The organism is Saccharothrix espanaensis DSM 44229, assembly GCF_000328705.1.
Classification (GTDB): domain Bacteria; phylum Actinomycetota; class Actinomycetes; order Mycobacteriales; family Pseudonocardiaceae; genus Actinosynnema; species Actinosynnema espanaense.
Map to the genome: position 1 here is coordinate 2,003,772 of NC_019673.1, position 23,525 is coordinate 2,027,296.

General features: G+C 71.0%; 22 protein-coding genes, 1 tRNA gene and 1 CRISPR repeat array. Of the genes, 17 read left to right on the top strand and 6 right to left on the bottom strand.

The window, feature by feature from the left end:
- Positions 1-46: 46 nt before the first annotated feature.
- The 5 genes from BN6_RS09535 to BN6_RS09555 form a co-directional block, all read right to left on the bottom strand.
- Entirely contained in the window at positions 47-541 is a 495-nt protein-coding gene (locus tag BN6_RS09535) for a DUF6319 family protein (RefSeq protein WP_148302789.1), read from the bottom strand.
- Between the two features lie 76 nt (positions 542-617).
- Positions 618-836 (bottom strand): hypothetical protein, encoded by a 219-nt coding sequence (locus BN6_RS09540; protein WP_015099373.1) that lies wholly within the window; start codon positions 834-836, stop codon positions 618-620.
- A gap of 21 nt (positions 837-857) precedes the next feature.
- Entirely contained in the window at positions 858-2,048 is a 1,191-nt protein-coding gene (locus BN6_RS09545) for a S8 family serine peptidase (protein WP_015099374.1), read from the bottom strand.
- A 121-nt stretch (positions 2,049-2,169) separates the two neighbouring features.
- Positions 2,170-3,354 carry a cation:proton antiporter gene (locus BN6_RS09550; RefSeq protein WP_015099375.1) on the bottom strand — a complete coding sequence of 395 codons (1,185 nt, stop codon included), beginning with the start codon at positions 3,352-3,354 and terminating at the stop codon, positions 2,170-2,172.
- A gap of 3 nt (positions 3,355-3,357) precedes the next feature.
- A complete protein-coding gene (locus BN6_RS09555; protein ID WP_041312403.1) occupies positions 3,358-3,837 on the bottom strand; it encodes a cation:proton antiporter regulatory subunit in 480 nt (159 codons plus the stop codon).
- Positions 3,838-3,856: 19 nt separating this feature from the next.
- Between BN6_RS09555 and BN6_RS09560 the strand changes: the two genes are divergently transcribed.
- From BN6_RS09560 to BN6_RS09635, 17 genes are all read left to right on the top strand, one after another.
- Positions 3,857-5,014, top strand: a complete 1,158-nt coding sequence (locus BN6_RS09560) for a DUF1015 family protein (protein WP_015099377.1) — start codon at positions 3,857-3,859, stop codon at positions 5,012-5,014.
- A 312-nt stretch (positions 5,015-5,326) separates the two neighbouring features.
- The gene (cmk, locus tag BN6_RS09565; protein ID WP_015099378.1) at positions 5,327-6,046 is read left to right on the top strand and encodes a (d)CMP kinase; all 720 of its coding nucleotides are present in this window, start codon (positions 5,327-5,329) and stop codon (positions 6,044-6,046) included.
- On the top strand, positions 6,043-6,696 hold the full coding sequence (locus tag BN6_RS09570) for a lysophospholipid acyltransferase family protein (protein WP_015099379.1): 654 nt from the start codon (positions 6,043-6,045) through the stop codon (positions 6,694-6,696). Before cmk ends, BN6_RS09570 begins: the two co-directional genes overlap by 4 nt.
- On the top strand, positions 6,693-8,105 hold the full coding sequence (der, locus tag BN6_RS09575; protein ID WP_015099380.1) for a ribosome biogenesis GTPase Der: 1,413 nt from the start codon (positions 6,693-6,695) through the stop codon (positions 8,103-8,105). Before BN6_RS09570 ends, der begins: the two co-directional genes overlap by 4 nt.
- A gap of 21 nt (positions 8,106-8,126) precedes the next feature.
- A complete protein-coding gene (locus tag BN6_RS09580) occupies positions 8,127-8,789 on the top strand; it encodes a response regulator (RefSeq protein WP_015099381.1) in 663 nt (220 codons plus the stop codon).
- Positions 8,789-9,904 (top strand): sensor histidine kinase, encoded by a 1,116-nt coding sequence (locus BN6_RS09585; protein WP_041316401.1) that lies wholly within the window; start codon positions 8,789-8,791, stop codon positions 9,902-9,904. Before BN6_RS09580 ends, BN6_RS09585 begins: the two co-directional genes overlap by 1 nt.
- Before the next feature lie 173 nt (positions 9,905-10,077).
- A tRNA-Pro gene (locus BN6_RS09590) sits at positions 10,078-10,151 on the top strand.
- Positions 10,152-10,268: 117 nt separating this feature from the next.
- The gene (locus BN6_RS09595; protein WP_015099383.1) at positions 10,269-11,228 is read left to right on the top strand and encodes a tyrosine-type recombinase/integrase; all 960 of its coding nucleotides are present in this window, start codon (positions 10,269-10,271) and stop codon (positions 11,226-11,228) included.
- Between the two features lie 652 nt (positions 11,229-11,880).
- A CRISPR array of direct repeats spans positions 11,881-14,303; the repeat unit is 37 nt; unit sequence GCAGCGCTGGAAGCCCGCTTCCAGCGAGGATCGCAAC.
- 938 nt (positions 14,304-15,241) lie between these two features.
- Positions 15,242-16,270 (top strand): ParB N-terminal domain-containing protein, encoded by a 1,029-nt coding sequence (locus BN6_RS09600; protein WP_269454349.1) that lies wholly within the window; start codon positions 15,242-15,244, stop codon positions 16,268-16,270.
- Positions 16,206-16,469: a hypothetical protein gene (locus BN6_RS09605; RefSeq protein WP_041312406.1), complete on the top strand. Its 264-nt coding sequence runs from the start codon at positions 16,206-16,208 to the stop codon at positions 16,467-16,469. The genes BN6_RS09600 and BN6_RS09605 overlap by 65 nt, the downstream gene beginning before the upstream one ends.
- 108 nt (positions 16,470-16,577) lie before the next feature.
- The gene (locus BN6_RS09610) at positions 16,578-17,543 is read left to right on the top strand and encodes a DUF932 domain-containing protein (protein WP_041312409.1); all 966 of its coding nucleotides are present in this window, start codon (positions 16,578-16,580) and stop codon (positions 17,541-17,543) included.
- A 74-nt stretch (positions 17,544-17,617) separates the two neighbouring features.
- Positions 17,618-18,088: a hypothetical protein gene (locus BN6_RS09615; RefSeq protein ID WP_015099389.1), complete on the top strand. Its 471-nt coding sequence runs from the start codon at positions 17,618-17,620 to the stop codon at positions 18,086-18,088.
- 61 nt (positions 18,089-18,149) lie between these two features.
- Positions 18,150-18,287, top strand: a complete 138-nt coding sequence (locus BN6_RS46550; RefSeq protein ID WP_015099390.1) for a hypothetical protein — start codon at positions 18,150-18,152, stop codon at positions 18,285-18,287.
- Positions 18,288-18,314: 27 nt separating this feature from the next.
- On the top strand, positions 18,315-19,130 hold the full coding sequence (locus tag BN6_RS09620) for a bifunctional DNA primase/polymerase (RefSeq protein ID WP_269454350.1): 816 nt from the start codon (positions 18,315-18,317) through the stop codon (positions 19,128-19,130).
- 314 nt (positions 19,131-19,444) lie between these two features.
- Complete coding sequence (locus BN6_RS09625) at positions 19,445-20,545, top strand: DUF4192 domain-containing protein (protein WP_015099392.1); 1,101 nt, start codon at positions 19,445-19,447, stop codon at positions 20,543-20,545.
- Between the two features lies 1 nt (position 20,546).
- Complete coding sequence (locus tag BN6_RS09630; protein WP_015099393.1) at positions 20,547-20,957, top strand: single-stranded DNA-binding protein; 411 nt, start codon at positions 20,547-20,549, stop codon at positions 20,955-20,957.
- Positions 20,958-21,690: 733 nt separating this feature from the next.
- A complete protein-coding gene (locus tag BN6_RS09635; RefSeq protein WP_015099394.1) occupies positions 21,691-22,680 on the top strand; it encodes a hypothetical protein in 990 nt (329 codons plus the stop codon).
- 272 nt (positions 22,681-22,952) lie between these two features.
- Here BN6_RS09635 and BN6_RS09640 read toward each other — a convergent pair whose 3' ends face one another.
- Positions 22,953-23,171 carry a hypothetical protein gene (locus BN6_RS09640; RefSeq protein WP_041312415.1) on the bottom strand — a complete coding sequence of 73 codons (219 nt, stop codon included), beginning with the start codon at positions 23,169-23,171 and terminating at the stop codon, positions 22,953-22,955.
- Positions 23,172-23,525 lie beyond the last annotated feature (354 nt).

Here is a 23,525-nt window from a genome sequence, read left to right on the forward strand (position 1 = left end):
ACCGGGGGGAGGGCCGCCCCTTCGAAGTGGGCGGCCCTCGGCCCGGTCAGTCCTCGTCGCTGAGCTCGGCGAGCGCGGCCTTGACCTTGGCCAGCTCGGCCTCCAGCTCCTCCATGCGGGTGCGGTGCTGGGACCGGGCGGCCTCGATGACCTCCTCGATGCCGCCGGCGATGTCCTCGTGCAGCTCCTTGGCCGCCTTGGACACGGCCGCGGCCGAGATGGCGAGGCCCTGCACGACCCGCTTGGTGCCGTGCACCAGGTCGGCCTGCCACTCGCCGTCCGCGGTGCCGGTGACGGTGAGCGTCAACTCGACCGTGCGGGTCTTCTTGGCCGTGCTCTTGGGGGCCCGGGGCTTCGCGGGCTTGGCCGCGGGCGCCTCCTCCTGCTTCGGGGGTGCCTCAGGAGCCTCTTCGGCCTGCTGCACGGGCTCGGCGGGCGCCACGGCGTCCACCTGGTCTTCCTGCTCCACGAGCGTGTCCGCCTGCACGTTCTCGTTTCCTCTCTGCGCTTCCGGCTCGACCCGGCCGTGATCATAGAACACGTGTTCGATGGTGGGTCGATCGCCCCGCACAGCGTAGGGCGTCGGATCGGCGCGCAGATCTCGGGTGATGCCCGCTTCAGCTCGGCGGCAGCCGCAGCACGCGCTGCCGCTCCACGTCGGCGACGCCGGGCACGTCCTTCAGGGTCCCGAGCGCCTCCGGGGCGATCGAGCCGGTGACCATGCCCAGCGCCTCCAGCACGTCGTCCACCTCGAGACCGGCCTCCCGCAGCGCCGCGACCACCGCGGTGAGCTGCGAGAGGCTGTCGTCGGCGACCGAGACCACGACCTTGTCCACGGGCGCCTCCGGCGATCGGTGTCAGGGAGCCTGCACCAATCCTGCACCCACATCCGTGGAAGGCAAGCCCAGCCGACGCCCCGACTGCATCAGCCGCGCCCACAGCTCCCAGCCGCGCGCGTTGTACTGCTGCGCCAGCAACGCCGCGATCCCCGCCACGTGCGGGGTCGCCATGCTGGTGCCCTGGATGCGCTTGTGCCGCGTCGCCTCGGTCTTTCCGTTCCAGCTCGAATAGACGTTCACGCCGGGGCCGACGCCGTCGACCTGGCCGACGGTGTCGACCGTGCCGCAGGAGAAGAACGCGAGGGCGCGCTGGTCGTCGATCGCGCCCACGGACATGATCGACGGGCAGTTCGCCGGGTGGCCGACGGGGGCGACGGCGTTGGGCCGCCGGCTCTCGTTGCCCGCCGCGGCGATGATGAGCGTGTTCTTCGCCAACGCGCGTTGCGCGGCCTGCTCGAAGATCTGCGAGTACGGCGTGCCCGGCCGGACCGCCGCGCCCAACGACATCGACACGACCGCGCAGCCGTTGGCCACGGCCCACGCGATGCCGTTGAGGATGCCGCCGTCGTCGCCGAACCCGGCGTTGGACAGCACCTTGCCCGCGTAGATCTCCGCTTCGTGCGCGACGCCGTAGCCGGGGCCGCCGGTGACGGGCTTGCGCGGGCCGGCGGCGCTGCCGATGCAGTGCGTGCCGTGGCCGTGCGCGTCGTCCACCGTCTCGCCCTTGATGAACGAGTTGGTGAGCACCGCGCGCCCGGCGAAGTCCGGGTGGTCGACGGTGAACCCGGTGTCCAGGACGGCGAGCCGGACGCCGGCGCCGGTCGCGGAGCTCAGCGTCGCGCCGACGGCTTGCAGGCCCCAGGTGTAGACGCTCTCGTCCACCAGGGTGGAGGCCGTCTCCTCGGCCGCGGCGGGCGCGGTCAGGGCTTGGACGATCCGCTCCGGCTCGACCACCGCGATCGGACCGGGTTCGTCGGCGGCGCGGGCCAGCCGCGTCACCTGCTCGGGCGCGGCGTTGACCACGGCGATGCCGAGCTCTTGGAAGATGATCCCGTCGGAGGCCGCGAGCTCCTCGGGCGAGACGGACTCGGTGGTGCTCGCGGCGGTGATGCCGGCGACCCGGCTCATCTCCCGGACGCCGGCGGCGACCGAGTTGTCCTCCAGCAGCACCAGGTAGCGGCCGGTTGTCGTGGGGCTTTCCTCAGGCATGACGACCCCCTTCGGGGTTGGGCGGCAGTCAAGTGCAACCCCGGCGGACGGTCGTGTTCAAGCGGCCGAACGAGGGTGGTTGCGTCATGTCTGAGGAACGCCGTGGCTGTGGAGATACAGATCAGGCCGTCGCGGGCTGAGCGTCACGCTTTCGGGTGAAAAGTCGGGCCAGTGGTTCCACGACTCTTGCGGCCACCGGACCCAGCACGGCCATCAGCAGCACGTAGGCCGTGGCCAGCGCCGCCAGCTCGCCGTCCACCGCGCCGGAGGCCACGGTGAGGCTCGCGATCACGATCGAGAACTCGCCGCGCGCGACCAGCGCCGCGCCCGCGCGGGCCCGGCCGAGCTTGCCGATGCCCTGCCGCTGGGCGGCCCACCACCCGGTGGCGACCTTGGTCAGCGTGGTCACCACCGCCAGCGCCACGGCCAGGCCGAGCACCGGCGGGATCGAGCGCGGGTCGGTGTTGAGGCCGAACACCACGAAGAACATCGCCGCGAACAGGTCCCGCAACGGCTCCAGCATCCGGGTGGCGTTCTCCGCCGTCGAGCCGGAGATCGCGATGCCCAGCAGGAACGCGCCCACCGCCGCCGACACCTGCAGCTGCGAGGCCAGGCCCGCGACCAGCAGCGCCGCGCCGAGCACCTTGAGCAGGAACACCTCGGGGTCGGGGCTGTCCACCAGGGCCGAGACGTACTTGCCGAACTTCAGCGCGATGACCAGCACGACGGTGATCGCCAGCAGCGAGATGCCGACCGCGGTCAGCCCGCCGACGAAGCTCACGCCCGCCAGCACGGCGGTCAGGATCGGCAGGTAGACCGCCATCGCCAGGTCCTCGAACACCAGCACCGACAGGACCACAGGGGTCTCCCGGTTGCCCAGCCGGCCGAGGTCGCCGAGCACCTTGGCGATGATCCCGGACGACGAGATGTAGGTGACGCCGGCCATCGCCAGCGCGCCCACCGGCCCCCAGCCCAGGATCAGCGCCGCGATCGCGCCCGGCGCCGCGTTGAGCACGATGTCCACGACACCGGCCATCCACGACCGCTTGAGCCCGGTCATCAGCTCGGCCGCCGAGTACTCCAGGCCGAGCAGGAGCAGCAGCAGGATGACGCCGATCTCGCTGGAGATGTGCGAGAAGTCCTCGATGCCGTGCAACGGGACCAGGCCGCCCTGCCCGAAGGCCAGGCCGCCGATCAGGTAGAGCGGGATCGGCGAGATGCCGATCCGCCAGGCCACCTTCCCCAGCAGTCCCAGGCCGAAGAAGACCGCGCCGAGTTGGACCAGTGCGATCGCCGTGTCGTGCAACGCTCAGCCGTCCAGGATGTCGGCTGTCTTGGCCAGCCCGTCGGCGGTGCCCACGACGACCACCAGGTCGCCGCCCGCGAAGGTGAAGTCCGGGCGGGGCGACGGGTGCACCGAGCCCGAGCGCACCACGGCCACGATCGAGGACCCGGTGCGGGTGCGCAGCTCGGTCTCGCCCAGCGTGCGGCCGTCGAACCTGGAGCCCGGCACGATCGGGAACTGCTTGGTGGAGATGCCCGCCACCTCGCGGTGCTGGTCCTCCAGGTGCGCCACGAGCTGCGGCGCGCCCAGCAGGCCGGCCAGCGTGTTCGCCTCGGCCGGGCTCAGCGGTATGGAGGCCGAGCAGTTGTCGGGGTCGTCCTTGCTCGACACGATCAGCTCGAACTTGCCGTCGCGGTAGGTGATCACCCCGATCCGGCGGCCGGCTCGGATCATGAAGTCCTGTCGGGTGCCGATTCCCGGCAAGGGCGTGACCTCGACGTTCATACCTTTCATCATAAGCGGTATGACTGTTCGGGTACGGGCCGTGCGCAGTGGATGGGTGGTCAGGGACCGGGTGCCGGGTCCTGACGTGGACGAGTTCGCCGAGCCCGAGCGGGTCGTGGAGGCCCTCGCGGCGACGCGCAACCGCACGTTGCTCGCGGTGCAGCACCCGCACCGCACCCCGGCCGCGCTGGCCGCCGGGCTGAGCCTGGTCGACGCGTTACCGGGGGCCCGCGCCGAGCTCGCCCACCTCTGCCGGACCGCGTACCGGCAGGTCGCGGACGTCGTCGCGCCCTACCGGGTGGACGGGCCGGACGGCACCGCCTACGGGCTGCTGTGCCTGGCCGACCCGGCCGCCGTCGGGCACACCGAGGAGGTCTACCCGGAGGTGGTCGCCGAGCGGGCCCGGGTGCTGGCCGGGCTGGGCTGCGTGACCAGCGCCGCCCTGCTCGTCCCGGTGCCCGGCGACGCCCTGCGGTGGCCCGCGCGCTCCGGTGCCGCCGGCGTGTCCGAGCCGTCCGAGCTGACCCGGCTGGTGGCCGAGGTCGACTCCCCGCCGGCGGTGTCGATGGTCGACCCCAGCGGGCGGCGGCACTGGCTGTGGCTGGTCGGGCCCGGCCACCACCAGGACGCCCTGCTGGCCGCCGCGGGCGCGCACCCGCTGATGGTCGCGGACGGCAACCACCGGGTCGCCGCCGCGGCCGCCGCCGGGCTGACCGGGCTGCCGGCGCTCGTCACCGCCGGCCCGGACCTGCGGGTCGGGCCCATCCACCGGGCCCTGGTCGACACCGGGCTGTCGCTGGACGACCTGGCGGCCGCGTGGCGCGGGATCGGGCTGGCCGTGGCCGAGACCGACGTGTCCGCCCGGCCCTCGCCCGGCGTCGTGGTCGCCGTGTCCGGCGCGCGGGCGTTGCGGGTGGAACTGCCCGAGCCCGGCATCGACCACGCGTTCGTGGAGACCCACCTGCTGGAGAAGGCGCTCGGCCTGGACCCGGAGAGCCCGCACGTGCGCCCGGTCACCAACGGCGTGCCGCTGGACGAGGAGGTGCTGCTGCTGATCGCGCCCGTGCCGGTCGCGGACGTGCTCGCGGTGCACGCGTCCGGCGGCCGGATGCCCCGCAAGAGCACCTACTTCACGCCCAAGCCGCGCAGCGGTCTCCTGCTGGCCGACCTCGACTGACTTGAGAATCGGGCGCAGGATGACCCTGATCGACGCGGACGAACGCGGCCAGGTGCCGGCAGCGAGGTCCGACAGTGCTCGTGCGCGACGGCCTGACCTCGGCGGACCCCGTCTTGGCAGTGCTCACCGCCACGCCTGGAACTCCCCGCCCGCGTGGCGCGGCCGGCCGGTCTGACGGACGTGCCGCGGTTGTCCGCGGTCCAGCTGGCGATGCCCCGACCTCGACCACTGCGGGCCGAGTCGGGTGTGACGGTTCACACCAGGCACAATAGGAGGTTGACGACAGGGCACGCGTTCGAGGAGGAAACCCCGGTGGGACACGGTGAGCTGCGTGGCGTGGTGGCCCTTGACGGGCCGTCCGGCACCGGCAAGTCCTCCGCAGCGCGCCGACTGGCGGCGACGCTCGGCGCGCGTTACCTGGACACGGGCGCGATGTACCGCGCGGTGACGCTGGCGGTGCTGCGCGCGGGCGTGGACCCGACCGACGCCGAACGCGTCGCCGAAGTCGCCCGGACGGCCCGGCTGGAGCAGGGCGACGACCCGGAGCGCTCGACCACCGCCGTGGACGGCGTGGACGTCGGCGCGGAGATCCGCGGCCCCGAGGTGACCCTCGCGGTGTCGCCGGTCTCCGCCGTGCCCGAGGTGCGCGAACTGCTCGTGGCGCGGCAGCGGGAGATCATCGCCGCCGCGCTGGAGCGGGCCGGCGGGATCGTCGTGGAGGGCCGCGACATCGGCACGGTGGTCGTGCCCGACGCCGGGCTGAAGGTGTACCTCACCGCCGACGCGCAGGCCCGCGCGCAGCGGCGGACCAGGCAGGACCACGCGTCCGGCCGCGCGTCCACAGTGGACGCGACGCTGGCCGACGTGCGGCGGCGCGACACCTACGACTCGACGCGCGCGGTGTCGCCGCTGCGGCCCGCCGAGGACGCCGTGGAGCTGGACACCACCGCGCTCGACCTGGCCGGCGTGCTGGCCGCGCTGGTCGACCTGGTCGAGCGGCGCGGGCTGCGGGTCGTGGCGGTGGGCGGGTGAACGAGGACCTGCCCGAGGGCACCTGGCCGTGGCTGATGGACGTCGGCCGGCTGATCGGCCGCTGGCCCGTCGCCCGGTCGTTCCGGGTGCGGCTGGACGGGAAGTCCCGGTTCCCGCGGACCGGGCCGGTGGTGCTGGTCGCCAACCACAGCTCGATGGTCGACGGCCCCGTCCTGTTCGGCGTCCTGCCCCGGCGCGTGGTGTTCTTGATCAAGCAGGAGATGTTCCGCGGGATCGCCGGGCGGGGCCTGCGCCGGATCGGCCAGCTCGCCGTCCGGCGCGGCGTGCCCGACCGCGCGCCGCTGCTCGCCGCCCAGAAGGTGCTGCGCGGCGGCGGTGTCGTCGGGGTGTTCCCGGAGGGCACCCGCGGCTCCGGTGACGTCGCGCAGGCCCAGCAGGGCGCGGCGTGGCTGGCCCGCTCGACCGGCGCCGTCGTGGTGCCCGTCGCGTGCCGCGGCACCCGGCGCCCCGAAGGATCCGGCCGGCGGTTCCGGCCCGTGGTGGACGTGCTGGTCGGAGAGCCGTTCGAGCTCAACGCCGACAAGGGTCGGCTGGGGCTGGAGAAGGCGACCGAGCAGGTCCGCGACCGCTTGGCCATGTTGGTGGCCGAGCTAGACAGCAAGCGAAGCGTGAGTGGAGAAGCAGGATGACGGACTTGGACGGCACCTGGGCGGACGAGTCCGAGTGGTCGACGTTCGACGGTGACGAACTCGACGGCGACGAGGAGGGCGGCGGCATCCCGCAGCCCGTCCTGGCCGTCGTGGGACGACCGAACGTCGGCAAGTCGACGCTGGTCAACCGCATCATCGGCCGGCGTGAAGCGGTCGTGCAGGACGTGCCGGGCGTGACCCGCGACCGGGTCGCCTACGACGCGCTGTGGAACGGCCGCAAGTTCACCGTGGTCGACACCGGCGGCTGGGAGCCCGACGCCACCGGCATGATGGCCTCCGTCGCGGCGCAGGCCGAACTGGCGATGAGCACCGCCGACGCGATCGTGTTCGTGGTCGACTCGACGGTCGGCGCGACCACCACCGACGAAGCCGCGGTGAAGGTGCTGCGCAAGTCCAAGCGCCCGGTGCTGCTGGTCGCGAACAAGGTCGACGACGAGCGGCTGATGGGCGAGGTGGCCATGCTGTGGTCGCTCGGCCTGGGCGAGCCGATCCCGGTCAGCGGCCTGCACGGCCGCGGGTCCGGCGACCTGCTGGACAAGATCCTGGGCGCGCTGCCCGAGACCCCGCGCGACACGTTCGGCCCGAACACCGGCGGCCCCCGCCGGGTCGCGCTGGTCGGCCGGCCCAACGTCGGCAAGTCCTCGCTGCTCAACCGCCTCACCGGCGAGGAGCGGTCGGTGGTCGACGCGGTCGCGGGCACCACCGTCGACCCGGTCGACTCGCTGGTCGAGCTGGACGACGAGCTGTGGCGCTTCGTGGACACCGCCGGCCTGCGCAAACGGGTGAACTTCGCGTCCGGCGCGGAGTACTACGCGTCGCTGCGCACCAAGGCGGCGATCGAGTCCGCCGAGGTCGCCATCGTGCTGCTGGACGCCTCCGAGGTGATCAGCGAGCAGGACCTGCGGGTGCTGACGATGGCCGTCGACTCGGGCCGCGCGATCGTGCTGGCGTTCAACAAGTGGGACCTGGTCGACGAGGACCGGCGCTACGCCATGGTGCGTGAGCTGGAACGGGGCCTGGTGCGCGTGCCGTGGGCGGAGCGGGTCAACATCTCCGCGCTCACCGGCCGCGCGGTCCGCAAGCTGGCGCCCGCCCTGCGCACGGCGTTGAACTCGTGGGACACCCGGGTGCCCACCGGACGGCTGAACGCGTGGCTGAGCGACCTGATCGCGGCCACCCCGCCGCCGGTGCGCTCCGGCAAGCAGCCCAAGGTGCTCTTCGCCACCCAGGCCGGCACCCGGCCGCCGACGTTCGTGCTGTTCACGACCGGTTTCCTGGAGGCCGGGTACCGGCGCTACATCGAGCGCAAGCTGCGCGAGGAGTTCGGTTTCGAGGGCAGCCCGGTGCGCATCTCGGTGCGGGTGCGGGAGAAGAAGCCCAAGAAGTGATCTGTTGCCCCAGCAGGCGGAATGCGGTTGCCTGACCACGTGCCGGTGCGATTGGTCCTCGCGGACGACGAGGCGCTGCTGCGGCGGGGGCTGCGGGTGTTGCTGGAGGCGGACGGGCGCGTCGAGGTGGTCGCCGAGGCGGCCGACGGCGCGGCCCTGCTCGACGCCGTGCGGCGGCACCGGCCGGACGTGGCGCTGGTCGACGTGCAGATGCCGGGCATGGACGGCCTGGCCGCGCTGCGCGCCCTGCTGGCGTGGACGAACCCGCCCGCGGTGGCCGTGCTGACGACGTTCGACCTGGACGACTACGTGGCCACGGCGCTGGAGGTCGGCGCCCAGGGCTTCCTGCTCAAGGACGCCGAGCCGGAGGCCCTGGTCCGGGCGGTGGTCGACCTGGCGGCGGGCGGTGCGGTCCTGGACCCGAGGATCACCGCCCGCCTGCTCCCCAGGTTCCGCACCGCCGGCAGGTTCCGGCAGAACCCCCAGCTCGACGTCCTGAGCGCCCGGGAGAAGCAGGTCCTGGCGCTGCTGGCGAGCGGGCAGTCGAACAACGCGATAGCCGTGAACCTGGGGTTGAGCGAGGCGACGGTGAAGAGCTACGTGTCGACGGTGCTGACGAAGCTCGGCGTCGAGAACCGCGTGCAGGCGGCCCTGGTGGCCCACCAGGTGGGCGGCGCGTGGTGATGGTCGTCGTGGAGCTGCTGGCCGTGGCGGTCCCCGCCGCGATGGTGCTCCTCGCGGACGGCGGCCCGTACCCGTGGTCGATCCCGACGGCGCTGGTGGCGTGCCTGCTGCTCCCACTGCGCCGGTGGCACCCGTCGATAGCGGTGGTGGCGTGCCTCCCGGCCCTGGTAGGAGGTCTGGGCTGGCCCCCCACGGTGGTGGCCCTCTACCGGGTGGGTCGCACCAGCCCGCCGCGCCGGATGATCCTCTGGACGGCGGTGACGACAGCCCTGCCGGCGACGCTGGTCGTGGTGGACCAGCAGCTGACCGTGGGCTCGATCCTCCTGACGTACTCCTTCAGCCTGTTCATGTCGGGAGCCCCCACCGCCCTGGGAGCGTTGATCGCGACGAGGGAGAAGCTGACCGAGAGCCTCGCCGAGGCGTCGCGGGCCAGGGAAGCGGAGCTGGAGGCCAGGGAACTCAGCGCACGGGCGTCGGAACGCGCGCGGATAGCCCGTGAGATACACGACGCGGTAGGCCACCACGCCACCTTGATAGCCGTCGAGTCGGCGGCCCTGGCGGCCACCACCACCGACCCGGAGACCCGCGAGACGGCGAGGCGTCTACGGGCGTTGGCAAAAGAGGCGTTGGCCGAGATGCGAGCAGCCCTGGGCCTGCTGACCCCGGAACCGAACCAGGGCCACCACGACATCCCCCACCTGATAGACCGAGCCGCCGCGGCGGGCCTGATCATCACCCTGGACGCGGACCTCCCGACCCCACCGCCCCCGTCGGTGAGCCGAGCGGCGTTCAGGGTGGTCCAGGAAGCCCTGACCAACGTGACAAAACACGCCCCGGGCACACCGGTCCACGTGCGACTGTCCCAACAAGACGGACACCTGAAGATCGCCGTGACCAACGGAATCCCCCACACCCGCCCCGCCCCACCCGACTCGGGAGGATCAGGACTGCACGGCCTGTCGGAACGGGTGGCGTTGGTGGGCGGCACCCTGACCACGTCCGAACGGGCAGACGGAAGCTGGACGCTGGAAGCCGACCTACCCACCGGTCCGTCGAAAGTTGACCGAGATGACTCGACTTTCGGCGGTAGTGCACGAAACCCGGCGAACGCATAGTGACGAGGCGTCGATCCGGGGGAACGGCAGTCGACCGAGGGGAACCGGAGGTCCGCCCCCAAGCGGACCTCCGCCCCAGGTCAGAACCCTTGAGATCGACACACGGGGGGCCGTGTCGGGGGCCCGTTGTCGGGTGCGCTAAGCTATCCGCGCACCCCACAACGGGATGCGGCCGGGACGTGGCGCAGTTTGGTAGCGCACTTGACTGGGGGTCAAGGGGTCGCAGGTTCAAATCCTGTCGTCCCGACGGCCAAGAGGGTCTTCGCAGGTCAGACACTGCGAAGGCCCTCTTTTTGTGATCTTGGGATGTTCGGACGGGTCAAGCACGCCGCTCAGCGACACCTTGACTCGGGGAGTTTCTGTCATGCCCCTGCTGGACCTGGACAAGATCACCACCGGCCTGTCGAAGACCTGGTCGGGCTACCTCCGCGACTGGGACCGGACCCTGCGCTCAGCAGGACATCCGGAGACCACCCGCTACAACTACCTCCTGGCGGCGGCCCAGCTCGCCCGCTACCTGTCCGAGCACTCGCCGGACCCGGAGTCCGACGAGGCGGCCGAGGACCCGTGCGAGGTCACCCGCGCCCACGTCGAACACTTCCAGGCGTGGATGATCGACACCCGCTCGGGTGCCACCGCCCTGAACAAGCACAAGGGCCTCCAACAATTCTTTCGCTGGCTCCGCGACGACGAGGAGGACATCGACCGCTCCCCGATGGACCGCGTCAAACAACCCAAGACGACCAGAAAACTGATCCCTGTCATTCGAGACGACGACACTCGAAAGGTCCTCGGCACCTGCAAGGGCAAGACTTTCGTCAACCTCCGCGACGAGGCCCTGATCCGCCTCTACTACAACACCGGCGCCCGCCTCTCCGAAGTAGGCAACCTCACCCTCGCCGACGTCGACCTGGACACCGAATCCGTTCGCTACCGCGGCAAGGGCGACAAGGACCGCCGCGTCCGTTTCGGCCCGAAAACCGCCCGCGCCCTGTCCCGCTATCTCCGCGCCCGCGCGAAACACAAAGCCGCCGACCTCCCCGATCTGTGGCTGGCCGAACGCGGTATCCGTCGCCTGGCCCCCAACGGCGTCAAGATCATGCTCAAACGCCGAGGCCTGGCCGCCGGCCTGACCGGCGTCCATGCCCACCGCTGGCGCCACAACTACGCCCACGAATGGAAACGCGCCGGCGGCGACACCGGCGACCTCATGCTCCTGCTCGGCTGGGCGTCAGAGGACATGCCCCGCCACTACGGAGCCAGCGCCGCCGCCGAACGAGCCCAGGAAACCCAACTCCGCATGGGCATCGGCGAACGCGTGTAGCCACACTGGCGGAACGCGACCACATCGTGACGCCGGCACTGATTGGCGCCCGGTGCCGGCGCACGACGGTGGGGGCCGGGAGTTCACCGTCCGGCAATGGCCGCGCGCAGGCGGACCGGGCCATTCCGGAGAGCCGTTGTCAGGGTGACGGCCCGTGTCCACGGGTGCCACCGCTCAGCCAGGCGGGCAGTCGGCGTGCATCCCGTGCCCACGTTGTAGCCGTCCACTACCTCGCCAACGGAAAGTGCTGTCGGAGTGGCTCGGGTTCTCCGGAGTTGTCGCCTCGGTCGTTCCCGGTCACCCGCGGAGCGTCCGGTCGTGGTGGGTGAGGAGCATCGACGGCACGTCGGGAGGTGCTGCACCTCCCAACGGCTCGCCACCGGGTGACCTGTGAGGTGGTGGTAACGGCGAGCCGTTCGTGGTGGACACCGGTTCGGTTGTGGGATCGTTGGGTACCGCAGGGTCCGGATACGTCCGTCACCTCCCGTTGGTGAACCTGCTGGTTTCGGAACCGGCGTGTGGTGCTTCGGAACCTCAAGCGTGACGTGACACGCCGGGAGGTTCCGAAGCCGGCGCCGGCGTGTCATCCCGGATACTGGTACTTCGCAAAGTCCTCGATTCGTCATGACGCTATTTCGCCTGGTCATCCAGGGCAGCGCTGGAAGCCCGCTTCCAGCGAGGATCGCAACTCCGGGTCAAGGCGTACCCGACACCCGGATGGTGAGCAGCGCTGGAAGCCCGCTTCCAGCGAGGATCGCAACCCTGGTCGGGACCCTGGACCGTCAGTGCGGGGCGCGCAGCGCTGGAAGCCCGCTTCCAGCGAGGATCGCAACGCCTTCGCGATCAGCGCCTCGGCTTCGACCATGTCCGCAGCGCTGGAAGCCCGCTTCCAGCGAGGATCGCAACTCCCCGTCCATGCGTGGGTGGACGCACGTCAGCCGCAGCGCTGGAAGCCCGCTTCCAGCGAGGATCGCAACACGGGTCGTTGACGTTGACCGCGGCGTCGTCGGACGCAGCGCTGGAAGCCCGCTTCCAGCGAGGATCGCAACCGGTAACCCTCAGTCGGGTGTGAGCATCGCGACTCGCGCAGCGCTGGAAGCCCGCTTCCAGCGAGGATCGCAACTGTTCATCCTGGTCGACAACGCGGCCAGCCGCACGCAGCAGCGCTGGAAGCCCGCTTCCAGCGAGGATCGCAACTCCGAGTCCGGCAACATAGCGATAAGCGACCGGGGGCAGCGCTGGAAGCCCGCTTCCAGCGAGGATCGCAACTTCAGGTAACCGTGCGGGAACGGGGGGACGGCGAACAGCAGCGCTGGAAGCCCGCTTCCAGCGAGGATCGCAACCTGGCGTACCGGCGTGAGATCGACTCCCGTCCCTCCTGCAGCGCTGGAAGCCCGCTTCCAGCGAGGATCGCAACGACGGCGGCTTCCGGCACGCCCGCAAGTGGGTGGGCAGCGCTGGAAGCCCGCTTCCAGCGAGGATCGCAACCGGAAACCCGGAACGGGTCGGGCAGGTGGAGCCGCAGCGCTGGAAGCCCGCTTCCAGCGAGGATCGCAACTGTGTGCGTTCACCGCCCCTGCTCTCCCTAGCGTGGGCAGCGCTGGAAGCCCGCTTCCAGCGAGGATCGCAACTTGGCCCCGAGTGCGCCCTGTACGTGGCCGTAGAGACGCAGCGCTGGAAGCCCGCTTCCAGCGAGGATCGCAACGCGATCGTCCACAACGGCCGGCGAACGGCGGCCCGCAGCGCTGGAAGCCCGCTTCCAGCGAGGATCGCAACGACTACCTTCGTTTTGATGCATCTCCGGGTCTGGGCAGCGCTGGAAGCCCGCTTCCAGCGAGGATCGCAACGAGTTCGCCGACCTGACCGAGGTGGAGTTCGGCGAGCAGCGCTGGAAGCCCGCTTCCAGCGAGGATCGCAACGCGTGCAGGGTGATGGTCCCGTCGTCGTGCACCACGGCAGCGCTGGAAGCCCGCTTCCAGCGAGGATCGCAACCAGGAGGCGCGGCTGGATCACCTGTCCGGGGTCGCGGCAGCGCTGGAAGTCTGCTTCCAGCGAGGATCGCAACGCGAACGCCTCGTCCGAGGCCTCGCGGAACGACTGCAGCGCTGGAAGTCTGCTTCCAGCGAGGATCGCAACCTGCTCGACCGGCCGCAGGCACTCGACCGGCTCGGCAGCGCTGGAAGTCTGCTTCCAGCGAGGATCGCAACGCTGGCACGGTGACCGACGAGCGCGCGTGGCTGGCGCAGCGCTGGAAGTCTGCTTCCAGCGAGGATCGCAACTACGGCAGGGCCGTGAACGACCACACCAAGGAGGGCAGCGCTGGAAGTCTGCTTCCAGCGAGGATCGCAACCGCTTTCCGGTTGCGTGCACGCCGCGTGAGCGGACGGCAGCGCTGGAAGTCCGCTTCCAGCGAGGATCGCAACGGCGCGTTGTCGACCTTCGGGTACGCACAGTGGGTGCAGCGCTGGAAGTCCGCTTCCAGCGAGGATCGCAACGACCGGGCCGTCGCAGACCCGGTGCGCGCAGTCGGCAGCGCTGGAAGTCCGCTTCCAGCGAGGATCGCAACATCGGCGAATCACCCACCCGCGGATCGGTCGGGTTGGCAGCGCTGGAAGTCCGCTCCCAGCGAGGATCGCAACGAGGTCGACTTCGAGGAGCTCACCCGCACCAACCGGCAGCGCTGGAAGTCCGCTTCCAGCGAGGATCGCAACCGCTACCGGCTGCCCGAGGCGGGGCGGCTGTGGGACGCAGCGCTGGAAGCCCGCTTCCAGCGAGGATCGCAACCGGTCCGCCGACGCGGCGGAGGTCGGCCGCCTCATGGCAGCGCTGGAAGCCCGCTTCCAGCGAGGATCGCAACTTCGGGATGTCCTGGATCGCGCGCACGTCGTCGTTCGGCAGCGCTGGAAGCCCGCTTCCAGCGAGGATCGCAACCCCGACGACCCGTTCATCCGCGAGATCGACGAGCGCAGCGCCGGAAGCCCGCTTCCAGCGAGGGGCGCAACCTGCACGTGTTGGACGGGGCCTGGAACGTCACCAGCGCAGCGCTGAAGGCCCGATGCCAGCGAAGATCGCAACCGATCTGGGTGCGTGGGCATCTGCAGCCTGCTGGGCCACAGTTCGGATCGAGGACCGCGCCGGTCGCGGCCTCACCCGCTGCCGGGTCGGCGCCGGCGGTGCCCTGACGGCGGACGACCGCTGCCTGACCCTGCCCACAGGCCGGTCGCGAGTCAGTCAGGGTGTTCCGCCCATCGCCGAGAGCGTAAGCAGTGGGGCGGGGCTGGGTCGTGTACACGGCACTGACCACGCGGTTCAGCGTGTGATCGGGGATCGTCAGGGCGATGGGGAACCGGTCGATGTCCATCGGTTCGACGATGGGATTACCCCGCCAGTAGGTATCGCTATGCAGCGTGTGGTCACCGCGACGGTAGTTGCAGTGGCGCCGAGCCGCGCAGCCCCTTTGCGCGTCCATGACGGAGCGCAGTCGTCGAGCGGCTGCTCGGGCCCGTCGGCATCAGACCCCATGAGCAGGTCGCTCGCCGTGCGCAACATGAGTACGGCATCGATGGCGGGTGTCGGGCCCGCGCCGTAGCAGACGGGCATGGTCACGTCGGTGGACGAATCAGGTTGTAGGAGCGACGTGACGCGGCATCCGGTCCGGCGGGGCTCGTGATCGTGGGTGACGTCGGTGTCGGTGTCAAACCGCGGCGGGGTGCCGTGTTCTGCTGCTTCCTCCCTTCGGTCGGGCAGAACCCGGTACCCCGCTGGTGCGGTTGGACACCGACACCGCCGCCACCCGGGTCGAGCGGGCCCCGCTCGAACACGGATCCCGCCGGTTTGGCGGGTGTTCGGGCGGGTTCAGCTCCGCCGGATTGCGACAGGCCGGGCCCTGACAGGGGGTTCGGGCTCGGTGCGTGAGTCGGTCCGGTGGTCGGGCCTATCGGAGGGATGTTGTCGTGACCGCTCAGTTGTGGAGCAACACGCGTTTCGAACTGTTGGACCCGCGCACGTTGGTGATGGATCGGAACTCTCGCACGATCGGTGATATCGAGACAGAGAAGCCGGATCTGTGCGCGAGTGTCCGCAGGCACGGTGTCCGGGTGCCGGTGATCGTCCGGCCGGTAGAGGAGGGCCGGTATCGGGTGCAGGACGGGCATTGCCGCACGATCATCGCGGCCTCGCTGCCCGGCGAGGACCACGTGGTCCCGGCGATCATCACGGAGTCCGAGGACGAGCAGCGGTGGGCGTGGTTGCGGGACCAGTGGTTGGCCAACGAGGTGCGCAGTGGCTACGGCAGCGTGGACGCGGCGCGGATCTTCGAGGAGCTCACGTTGTTCGGGCTTTCCGCGGAGCAGGTCGCGGACGAGTTGAGCGTGGACGTGGGGACGGTGGAGGCGGGTCTGCGGACCCGGTGCAGCGGCAAGGTCACCGACGCGCTGCGGATCCATCCGCAGCTCTCGCTGCTCCAGGCCGCCGAGCTGGTCGAGTTCGAGGGCGACGAGGACGCCTACCGCGACCTGACGGAAACGCTGGAGACCGATCCGGCCGGGTTGGACCACGCGTTGGCCGAGTGGCGGCTGACCTACCGGTCGCGGGCCGCCTGCGCGCAGTTGGCAGACGAGTTGCGTGGGGTCGGGGTGGAGGTGGTGGGCGACTACGCCCCGGCGGGCGCGTTGCGGTTGGACCGGTTGTACCGCAGTCGCAAGGACCGGGTCCGGTTGGACGGTGAGGACGCCGGGCACGGGTCGTGTCCCGGGCACGCGGCCTACATCACGACCAACAACGCCGAGGGTGTCGCGACCGCGGGCGGCCGGGCAGTTCATCGCGCGCGGCTTGGTGGAGGGCGACCGCGAGGTGCGGCGGGCGATGGAACGCCATCACGGCTTCGCCTGCCGCCTGCTCGACCTCACGGATCCGAAGCCGGGCAGCAGGAATCCGTTGGTGGCCAGGCTGTCCAGGGCCACGGCGGATCAGGCGACGATGGTCAGCCTCGCGGTCCTGCTGGCCGCGTTCGAGGCGTCCACGAGCGTGGAGACCTGGCGTAGTCCCACCGCGGAGCAGAAGCGGTACTTCGCCGCGCTGGCCAAGTGGGGCGTGCGTCTGCACTGGGTCGAACAGCTTGTCAACGACCCGGAGGCCGACGCGCACGTTGCCGTCGACGCCGACCTGACCGACCTCGACCCCGCCGGTGTCGAACCCGATGCGGAGCCCGACGCCCTGGCGCGCGACGACCAGGCCGCCTGACTTTCCGACCGACCGGACGCAGTGGGCGTGGCCGACTTCCCCCGGCCACGCCCACTCCTCTTTCCTGGGAAGGGCACCATCATGTTCGATTCCGCTTCCGTTCCACAAATGGCCATCCACTCCGTTCCCGGTCGCGACAGCGCCTGGGCGACGCTCGGCACCGAGGTGAGCCGCCACGGCGACGCCTTGCAGGCGATGCGCGCGGCCGGGTTGACCGGCTGGAACATCCGCAAGGCCGCGCAGAGCGGCATGGACGTCAGCCCGCTGGGCGCGACCGTCGTGGACAACCCGGACCAGGTGATGCTGGTGCGCACCGACCCGCGTACGGGCAGGACCCGGTACCTCAGTTCGGTGGGCAAGGGGTACGGGGTCACGCAGAACGAGGATCAGGCGGCCGTGCTGGACACTTTGGTCGCCGAGTCCGGTGCGCCTGGTCTGGCGCATGTCGGGTGGATGGACGACGGCCGGCGCACGTTCGCCACGATGAAGCTGCCCGAGACGATGCGGATCGGCGGCATCGACCGGGTCGAGTTGTATCTGGCGGTGTTCGATTCCCACGACGGCAGCGCCGCGTTCCGGGTGTGCGCGGTCCCGTTCCGTGTGGCGTGCGCCAACCAGCTGGGCTTGGCCGTCGCGAGCGCCGTCTCGTCGGTGGAGATCCGGCACACCAGCCGTTCACGGATCGACGTCGCCGAGATCCGCGCGAAGCTCGGCCTGATCCACCGCTACGCCGACGCGTTCGACGCCACCGCGAACCGGCTGCTCGCCACCGACCTGACCACCAGCCGGTTCCGGGAGATCGTGGAGACGGTGTGGCCGGTGGACGATCGGACCGCGCCGCCGCGCGCCCGCGCGAACGCCGACCGCCGCCGCAACACGTTGCTGCGGTTGTGGACCGACGCCCCGACCCAGGCCGGGATCCGGGGCACGAACTGGGCAGGTCTGCAAGCGGTCACCGAGTACCTGGACCATTTCGCGCCCGCCGCCTCACCGACGGTCCGGGCCCACCGCGCGCTGACCAGCGGCACCGTCGCCCGCCGCAAGCAGCACGCGTTCGACCTGCTCGCCGCCTGACCCGCTGTCCGCCCCGTGCCCTTCCCCCGTGGGCGCGGGGCGGACCTTCCCGACACCTCTGTGGGAGCTGCCTTATGCCTGTGTTCGTCGTGCCCAAGGCCCACATCGACCTGTTGGTCACCGCCGCCCTCCACTACTGCCTCATCGACAAGCCTGCGGACGCGGACGTGACCGGAGCGATGTTGTGGAGCGAGAACTACCGCAGCGTCAACCGCTACTACCGGGAGGCGAACAAGGCACCGCTCTACATCGCCACCCTCACCCGCTTCCGCTACCACCCGGTCGCCGTCCTCAAAGCCGTCGACGGCTACCAGCACCAGATCCTCGAACGACCGGACTCCCCACCCACCCGGGCATCCGCGTGGTGCCGCGCCCTGCGTGCCGCTGTCGAAACAGAGCTGTCCCCGGACGACCGGGCGATCGTCAGGGGAGTAACCGGGACGTTGGTTCCGGCCTATCAATGCTTCGCGGTGTACGCGCGAGCGCCATGGCGGGTCGAGTCGCTGGACGACGTCCCCCTCGCAGACCGGCCGATGCCGCGGTGACAGGCCACGCCGACAGGTCCCCAGCTCGCACAATGCTCGTCGACAACCAAGGAGAGCCGCCATGCTCGACGCGGTCGAAACCGATTTGCTGTCCGGACTTCTCGCCGAGTCGACAGCCGGCCTGGCGGGAGTGTCGTTCCAACCGGAATGGGTCGAGGACGAGCTGCCGGTGCCCGGCGAGCCGCATGGTCGGGAGTGAAACGTCGTGGACGGATTGTGGCGGGCAGTGTGTGCCACCGCCGGACGCGGGTGGCCGGTGTTTCCGACGGTCGCCGGGGCGAAACGGCCCGCAGTGGCGGACTGGGAGCGGTGGGCGAGCACCGACCCGGACCGCCTACGCGTGTGGTGGGCCCGCTCGGAGTGGTCGAATCCTGCGGTCGCGACCGGCCGGGCGGGTCTGGTGGTGCTCGACCTGGACGACCCAGCCCGTCACGGCAGGCCGGGTGAGGAGCACGGTGTGCGGGTGCTGGAACGGGTGACCGGCCGCCGGGCCCCGGCGACGTTCACGGTGCGGACGCCGAACAACGGCCTGCACCTGTACTTCACCGCTCCCGACAGTGTGGTGTTGCACAACAGCGCGTCGAGGCTGGGTCCGTCGATCGACACCCGTGCCCACGGTGGCTACGTCCTGGCGGCCGGGTCCGTGACCCCTGACGGGCGCTACGAGACCGAGGTCGACACCGAGGTCCGGTCGCTACCTCCGTTGCTGGTGGAGGCGCTGACACCCCCACCGCCGGTCGACGCCGTCGTGGTGGTGACCGACGCGAGCGCGGGCGCGTACCTGCGGGCGGCACTGGCCGGTGAAGTCCGCCGGATCCGTGACGCGGAGCCCGGTACCCGCCGGGCGTCGCTGCTGCGCGCCGCCGGCCGGATGGGACGGCTCCCCGGTCTGACCGACGCGGCGATCGTGACCGCCCTGCGGGAAGCATCCGAGCCCCACATGGCGGACGGGGCCTACAGCCTGGTGGAACGGGAACGCGCCATCGCCGACGGCATCGCGTGGGGGCGTCGGCGCCCCCGCCGGATCACCGTCACCCGCTGAACACCCGCCGGGAGCAAGGCAGGGGAGGGGGTGGGGGAGCGGCGACCGGGTGTCGTGCCCGCCGCCCGCCTGGTTCTACAGGGCGGGGACGGTCGCCGCAAACAAACAGCGTTTGCCCCGACCGTCCCCGCCCTGTGCCCGAACCCCAGGCGGCGGGCACGACACCAGGCCACCGCCGAGAAGCAGCCGAGAGGCGGGGCACACGACACCGCGACGACCCGACAACCCGGATCCCGCCGGTCCACACAGGACTTCCCGAGTGGATGTCGCGTGTCCGTGCCCCGTCCGGCGCCCAACCGGAGAGGTGATCCACCATGACCGACGACCAGACCGTTCCCGTCGAACACGACGAGCACGCTGCGGCACCCGAACAGATCCCGTTGACCGACCCCGGTGACATGATCGCCGCGCTGCCCCACCTGCTCGGGTTCTACCCGGCCGACTCGCTGATCCTGCTCGGGCTCGACGGCGACCGGATCAGGGTCACGTTGCGCGTCGACCTGGTCGAGGTCCGCCACGACCGGCGGCTCGCCGACCAACTGGCCGCGGACCTGTCCCGCCAGAACCCCACCGCGGTGGTGGGGGTGGTCGTCGGCGACGACCTCGACCTCGACGGCGTCGGGTCCCGTACCAGGCTGGCCGCGCACCTGGCCGTGGAGTTCGCCGTCCACGGCGTGCACACCCACTTCTACGGCGTGCCCCGGGTCGCCGCCGGCGAACGCTGGTTCGCCTACGACGACCCGAGCCGCACCGGACAGGTCCCGGACCCGTCCGGATCGTTGATGCACGCGTTGACGGTGTCGCGGGGTCTGGCCGTCCAGCCCAGCCGGGAAGCGCTCGCCGCGACCCTGGAACCCGACACCGACGAGGCACTGGCCCGCCGCGCGGGGCTGATCGGCGACCTCCTCAAGGCCGGCGTGGGTTCACCGCAGGACATGGAGGCGGCGTTCCAGAAGGTCCGCGCCCAGGTCGAGCGGGCCGTCGACCGGGTCGAGCCGCTGACCGACGCGGAGATCGTCGAACTCGGCGTCGCGCTCAGCGACCCGTGGGCCCGGGACTGGTGCCTGGCCCTGGCCATCGACCCCCTGGCGGGTGCGGCCGAACGACTGTGGACCGAACTCGTCCGGACGCTCCCGGCACCGGAGTGCGCGCACCCGGCGTCCCTGCTGGCGATCTTCGCCTACATCCGGGGCGACGGCCCCCTCGCGTCCCTCGCGCTCGACCACGCGCTCGACGCCGACCCCGACCACCGCCTGTCCGTGCTGGTCAACATCGCCCTGGAGAACGGGATGCCGCCGGAGACCATCCGCGGGCTGGCCGAACGGTGCGTCGAACTCCGCCACGCCACCCTGGCCGCGAAATCCGGCGACGACCCCGCGTCCACCCACGAGAACACGTCGAGCGAGGAGAACTGACATGGCCGGCGAGACGACCCTGACCATCATCGGCAACCTCACCGGCGACCCCGAGCCGAGGCTCACCCAAAGCGGCGCGACGGTCGCCAACTTCACCATCGCGTCCACCCCACGCACCTTCGACCGCCAGTCCGGGCAATGGCGCGACGGCGACACCCTTTTCCTGCGCTGCACCTGCTGGAACCACCTCGCCGACCACGTCACCCAATCCCTCGCACGCGGTACCCGCGTCATCGCCCAAGGCCGGTTGCGGCAGCGGTCCTACGAAAAGGACGGCGAGAAGCACACCGTGCTCGAATTCGAAGTCGACGAGATCGGCCCCGCCCTGCGCTACGCCACCGCGACCGTCACCAAACCCAGCACCACCGCAGCCGACATGTCGCAGCCCGTCGCCACCGGAACACCGTCCTGACGATCACAGCAGGACCGCGTTCGTCCGTCGTCCACCCTCCGGCGCACTGTCCGGCGTGGTCGCGGGCCGGTCGATAGGATCCGTTCCGGGAGACCCGCGGGTGGGGCTGATACGGATCCTGTCCGCGCCCGTCTCCGCGTGCCGACGCGGTCTTGACGGAATCGTCCGCTTCGGCGGACGGGTGGCCTTTCGGGGCTTCCGCTTCGCACGCCCGGGGCGACCGGCCACGGCCGGTCGCCCCGGCTCCCTTGCTCCCTTCTCCGTGTTGGCCCGGTCTTTACGTTCCACACATGTGGGTCGGGCTGCGTCCGCACCTCACGTCCGGGAGTTTCGGGAGGGGCGGCGCAGTGTATGGGCCGGTGTCGTCCTGTCAAATCGCTGTCCGGAACAATTTCGAAGCGCACGAAATCCACGGGGACCCCCCACCCCGTGGATTTCGCTGAAATTCTTCCGGCCACAGCGCGCGATCTGACAGGACGACACCGGCCCGCGGGCACGCAAGAGCGGGCAGGCCAGGGGCCTGCCCTCGATGTCGCGCCGCCCCTCCCGAAACCCCCTCCCAGCGCGGCACGGAAAGTAGCAATACCAATCACAAGAATGACCCTTCCGGGTGTCGATCCAACACGCCTATTAGTTGTGTGCCGTGTATTCCGGCGATACGATCGAATGGCAGGTAAACGCCGGGAACGTCAAGCCCGGCAAATTCGAATTCGTATCGGGAGAGTGGACCATCATGGCCGAAAAAACAGGTTTCACCGACTGTCTGGCAGGCATCACCGACGCCGTCCGCAGCGGCGACCTCACCGGCGCGAAGCGCTACGCCGGCCGCCTGCTGGGCGAGCTGGACCAGCACACGTTCGGCCTCGTCGCCGATTGCGTCAACACCATCGAGCGCTACCCCGACCGCGCCGAGGTCCACCTCCGAGCCCGCTGGAAGGCCGCCGGCACCGACACCGACCGGGCCGTCATCGCCACATTCGGCGCGGCCTACACCCACCGCACACCCCCGCCGGTCCCGACCCCGCGCCGGCCCGCCCGCGACACCGCCCCGCGCGACGAACGCACCGAGGTCCGCCCCGACACCCGCCGCACCCCCACCCGCCGCGCCGAACTACGCCGACAGGACCGGCACGACGCGCTGATGGCCGCCTACGAGCCGCGCGCCGGAGTGGACGACGAACCACCCGGCGACACCGCCGTCTACGCCAGCGGCCTGGACTACGACCGCGCCGCCGTACCGACACTGCGCGGCACCCCGTGCGTCCGGTGCTGGCTCGAACGCGCACCCCTCGACTACGACCCGACCGGTGACGACGGGCTGTGCGGCGACTGCCGGGACAAGGGCCGGCCCGGCATCCCGTCCCTTCCCGCAGGCCACAACCGTGCGGACGCCGTCCGGGCACGCTGCGCCTTCCTGGCCGCCACCTACCCCTGTGCTCGGGCACTGCTGGCCCGCTGGTGGAAGACCTACGCCACCCCAGCCGATCGCGCCGTCATCGCCGACTGGGTCCACCACAACCCCTTCCCGACCACACCCGCACCCGACCCGCACCAGCCCACCGACCACCCGACCGGGACAACCGGCCACCAGCCCACCGGCGACCCCGCCGAACAGACGGCCGCACACGCCGGGTGCACCCAATGCGGCGACCCGCTCGACACCACCGACACCGACCTGTGCCCCGAATGCCACGACGTCGAACAGATGGTCTCCGCAGACTGACACCCCGCACACCCGGCGGCACACCATCCGTGATGCGCCGCCGGGTGTTGTGGTCCACCGGGCCGACCCGGCCGGCGCATCGAGCGCCGCCCGACTCGGCGATGGCTGCCGCCCTCGCGCACCCGCCCCACCCACCCACCCTGGGGCCGGCCGCAGCCGGCCGACATCGAGCCGCGCCCGCTCGTCCCTCACAGGCACGGCACAGCGCCATTCCCGCCGCGCGGCACCACGGTTCCCACGTGCCATCGGCGGCCACGCCCCCACCACACCGCTCACGACGACTCCGACGAACCGTCCGAGCCTGCCGGGGGAGCCTGCTGCGCCAACGACTTCAGCGCCCGTACCCGGCCCGCGTCCACTCCCAGCAACGCCGCCACCTCCTCCACCGGTTCGCCCAACCTCAACAGTTCGGCCACCGCCGCCGCTGACGCGCACTCGTGCCGCCGACGGAACTCCTCGTGCTCATAGAACACCCCCGCCAACCGGTTCACCTGATTCTCATGCTCCCGCAACGCTTCCCTCCGCCGGACCCGAGCCTCCCGAGCCCGCCGCCGCGCCGCGATCCTCGCCGACGTTCCAGCCATACCCCACGCTAGAACCCCACCCCGGCACCCGTCGCCACTACGGCCACCGATTCACGGATTCCGGCCACACCAGACCCCCGCAGCACCCCGTACCCGCCCCTCTCCGAGCACTCCCGATCCAGCCTGTCTCCGAACCTTCCCCAACCAGCTCGATCAGCACCCCCGCACTCCTGTCACCTCGTCACCACTCGTGATCTTGTGGAATGTCGACACCTCACACACGAGACACCTCTGGCACTCGCAGTGCGCGGCCCGCCCGCC

What these genes read in the sequence shown, in the direction of transcription:
- BN6_RS09545 (WP_015099374.1), bottom strand. Translation starts at nt 2,048, where the DNA reads ATGCCTGAGGAAAGCCCCACGACAACCGGCCGCTACCTGGTGCTGCTG.
- BN6_RS09555 (WP_041312403.1), bottom strand. Translation starts at nt 3,837, where the DNA reads ATGAACGTCGAGGTCACGCCCTTGCCGGGAATCGGCACCCGACAGGAC.
- BN6_RS09560 (WP_015099377.1), top strand. Translation starts at nt 3,857, where the DNA reads ATGACTGTTCGGGTACGGGCCGTGCGCAGTGGATGGGTGGTCAGGGAC.
- der (WP_015099380.1), top strand. Translation starts at nt 6,693, where the DNA reads ATGACGGACTTGGACGGCACCTGGGCGGACGAGTCCGAGTGGTCGACG.
- BN6_RS09580 (WP_015099381.1), top strand. Translation starts at nt 8,127, where the DNA reads ATGCGGTTGCCTGACCACGTGCCGGTGCGATTGGTCCTCGCGGACGAC.
- BN6_RS09585 (WP_041316401.1), top strand. Translation starts at nt 8,789, where the DNA reads ATGGTCGTCGTGGAGCTGCTGGCCGTGGCGGTCCCCGCCGCGATGGTG.
- BN6_RS09595 (WP_015099383.1), top strand. Translation starts at nt 10,269, where the DNA reads ATGCCCCTGCTGGACCTGGACAAGATCACCACCGGCCTGTCGAAGACC.
- BN6_RS09600 (WP_269454349.1), top strand. Translation starts at nt 15,242, where the DNA reads ATGGATCGGAACTCTCGCACGATCGGTGATATCGAGACAGAGAAGCCG.
- BN6_RS09605 (WP_041312406.1), top strand. Translation starts at nt 16,206, where the DNA reads ATGGTCAGCCTCGCGGTCCTGCTGGCCGCGTTCGAGGCGTCCACGAGC.
- BN6_RS09610 (WP_041312409.1), top strand. Translation starts at nt 16,578, where the DNA reads ATGGCCATCCACTCCGTTCCCGGTCGCGACAGCGCCTGGGCGACGCTC.
- BN6_RS09615 (WP_015099389.1), top strand. Translation starts at nt 17,618, where the DNA reads ATGCCTGTGTTCGTCGTGCCCAAGGCCCACATCGACCTGTTGGTCACC.
- BN6_RS46550 (WP_015099390.1), top strand. Translation starts at nt 18,150, where the DNA reads ATGCTCGACGCGGTCGAAACCGATTTGCTGTCCGGACTTCTCGCCGAG.
- BN6_RS09625 (WP_015099392.1), top strand. Translation starts at nt 19,445, where the DNA reads ATGACCGACGACCAGACCGTTCCCGTCGAACACGACGAGCACGCTGCG.
- BN6_RS09630 (WP_015099393.1), top strand. Translation starts at nt 20,547, where the DNA reads ATGGCCGGCGAGACGACCCTGACCATCATCGGCAACCTCACCGGCGAC.
- BN6_RS09635 (WP_015099394.1), top strand. Translation starts at nt 21,691, where the DNA reads ATGGCCGAAAAAACAGGTTTCACCGACTGTCTGGCAGGCATCACCGAC.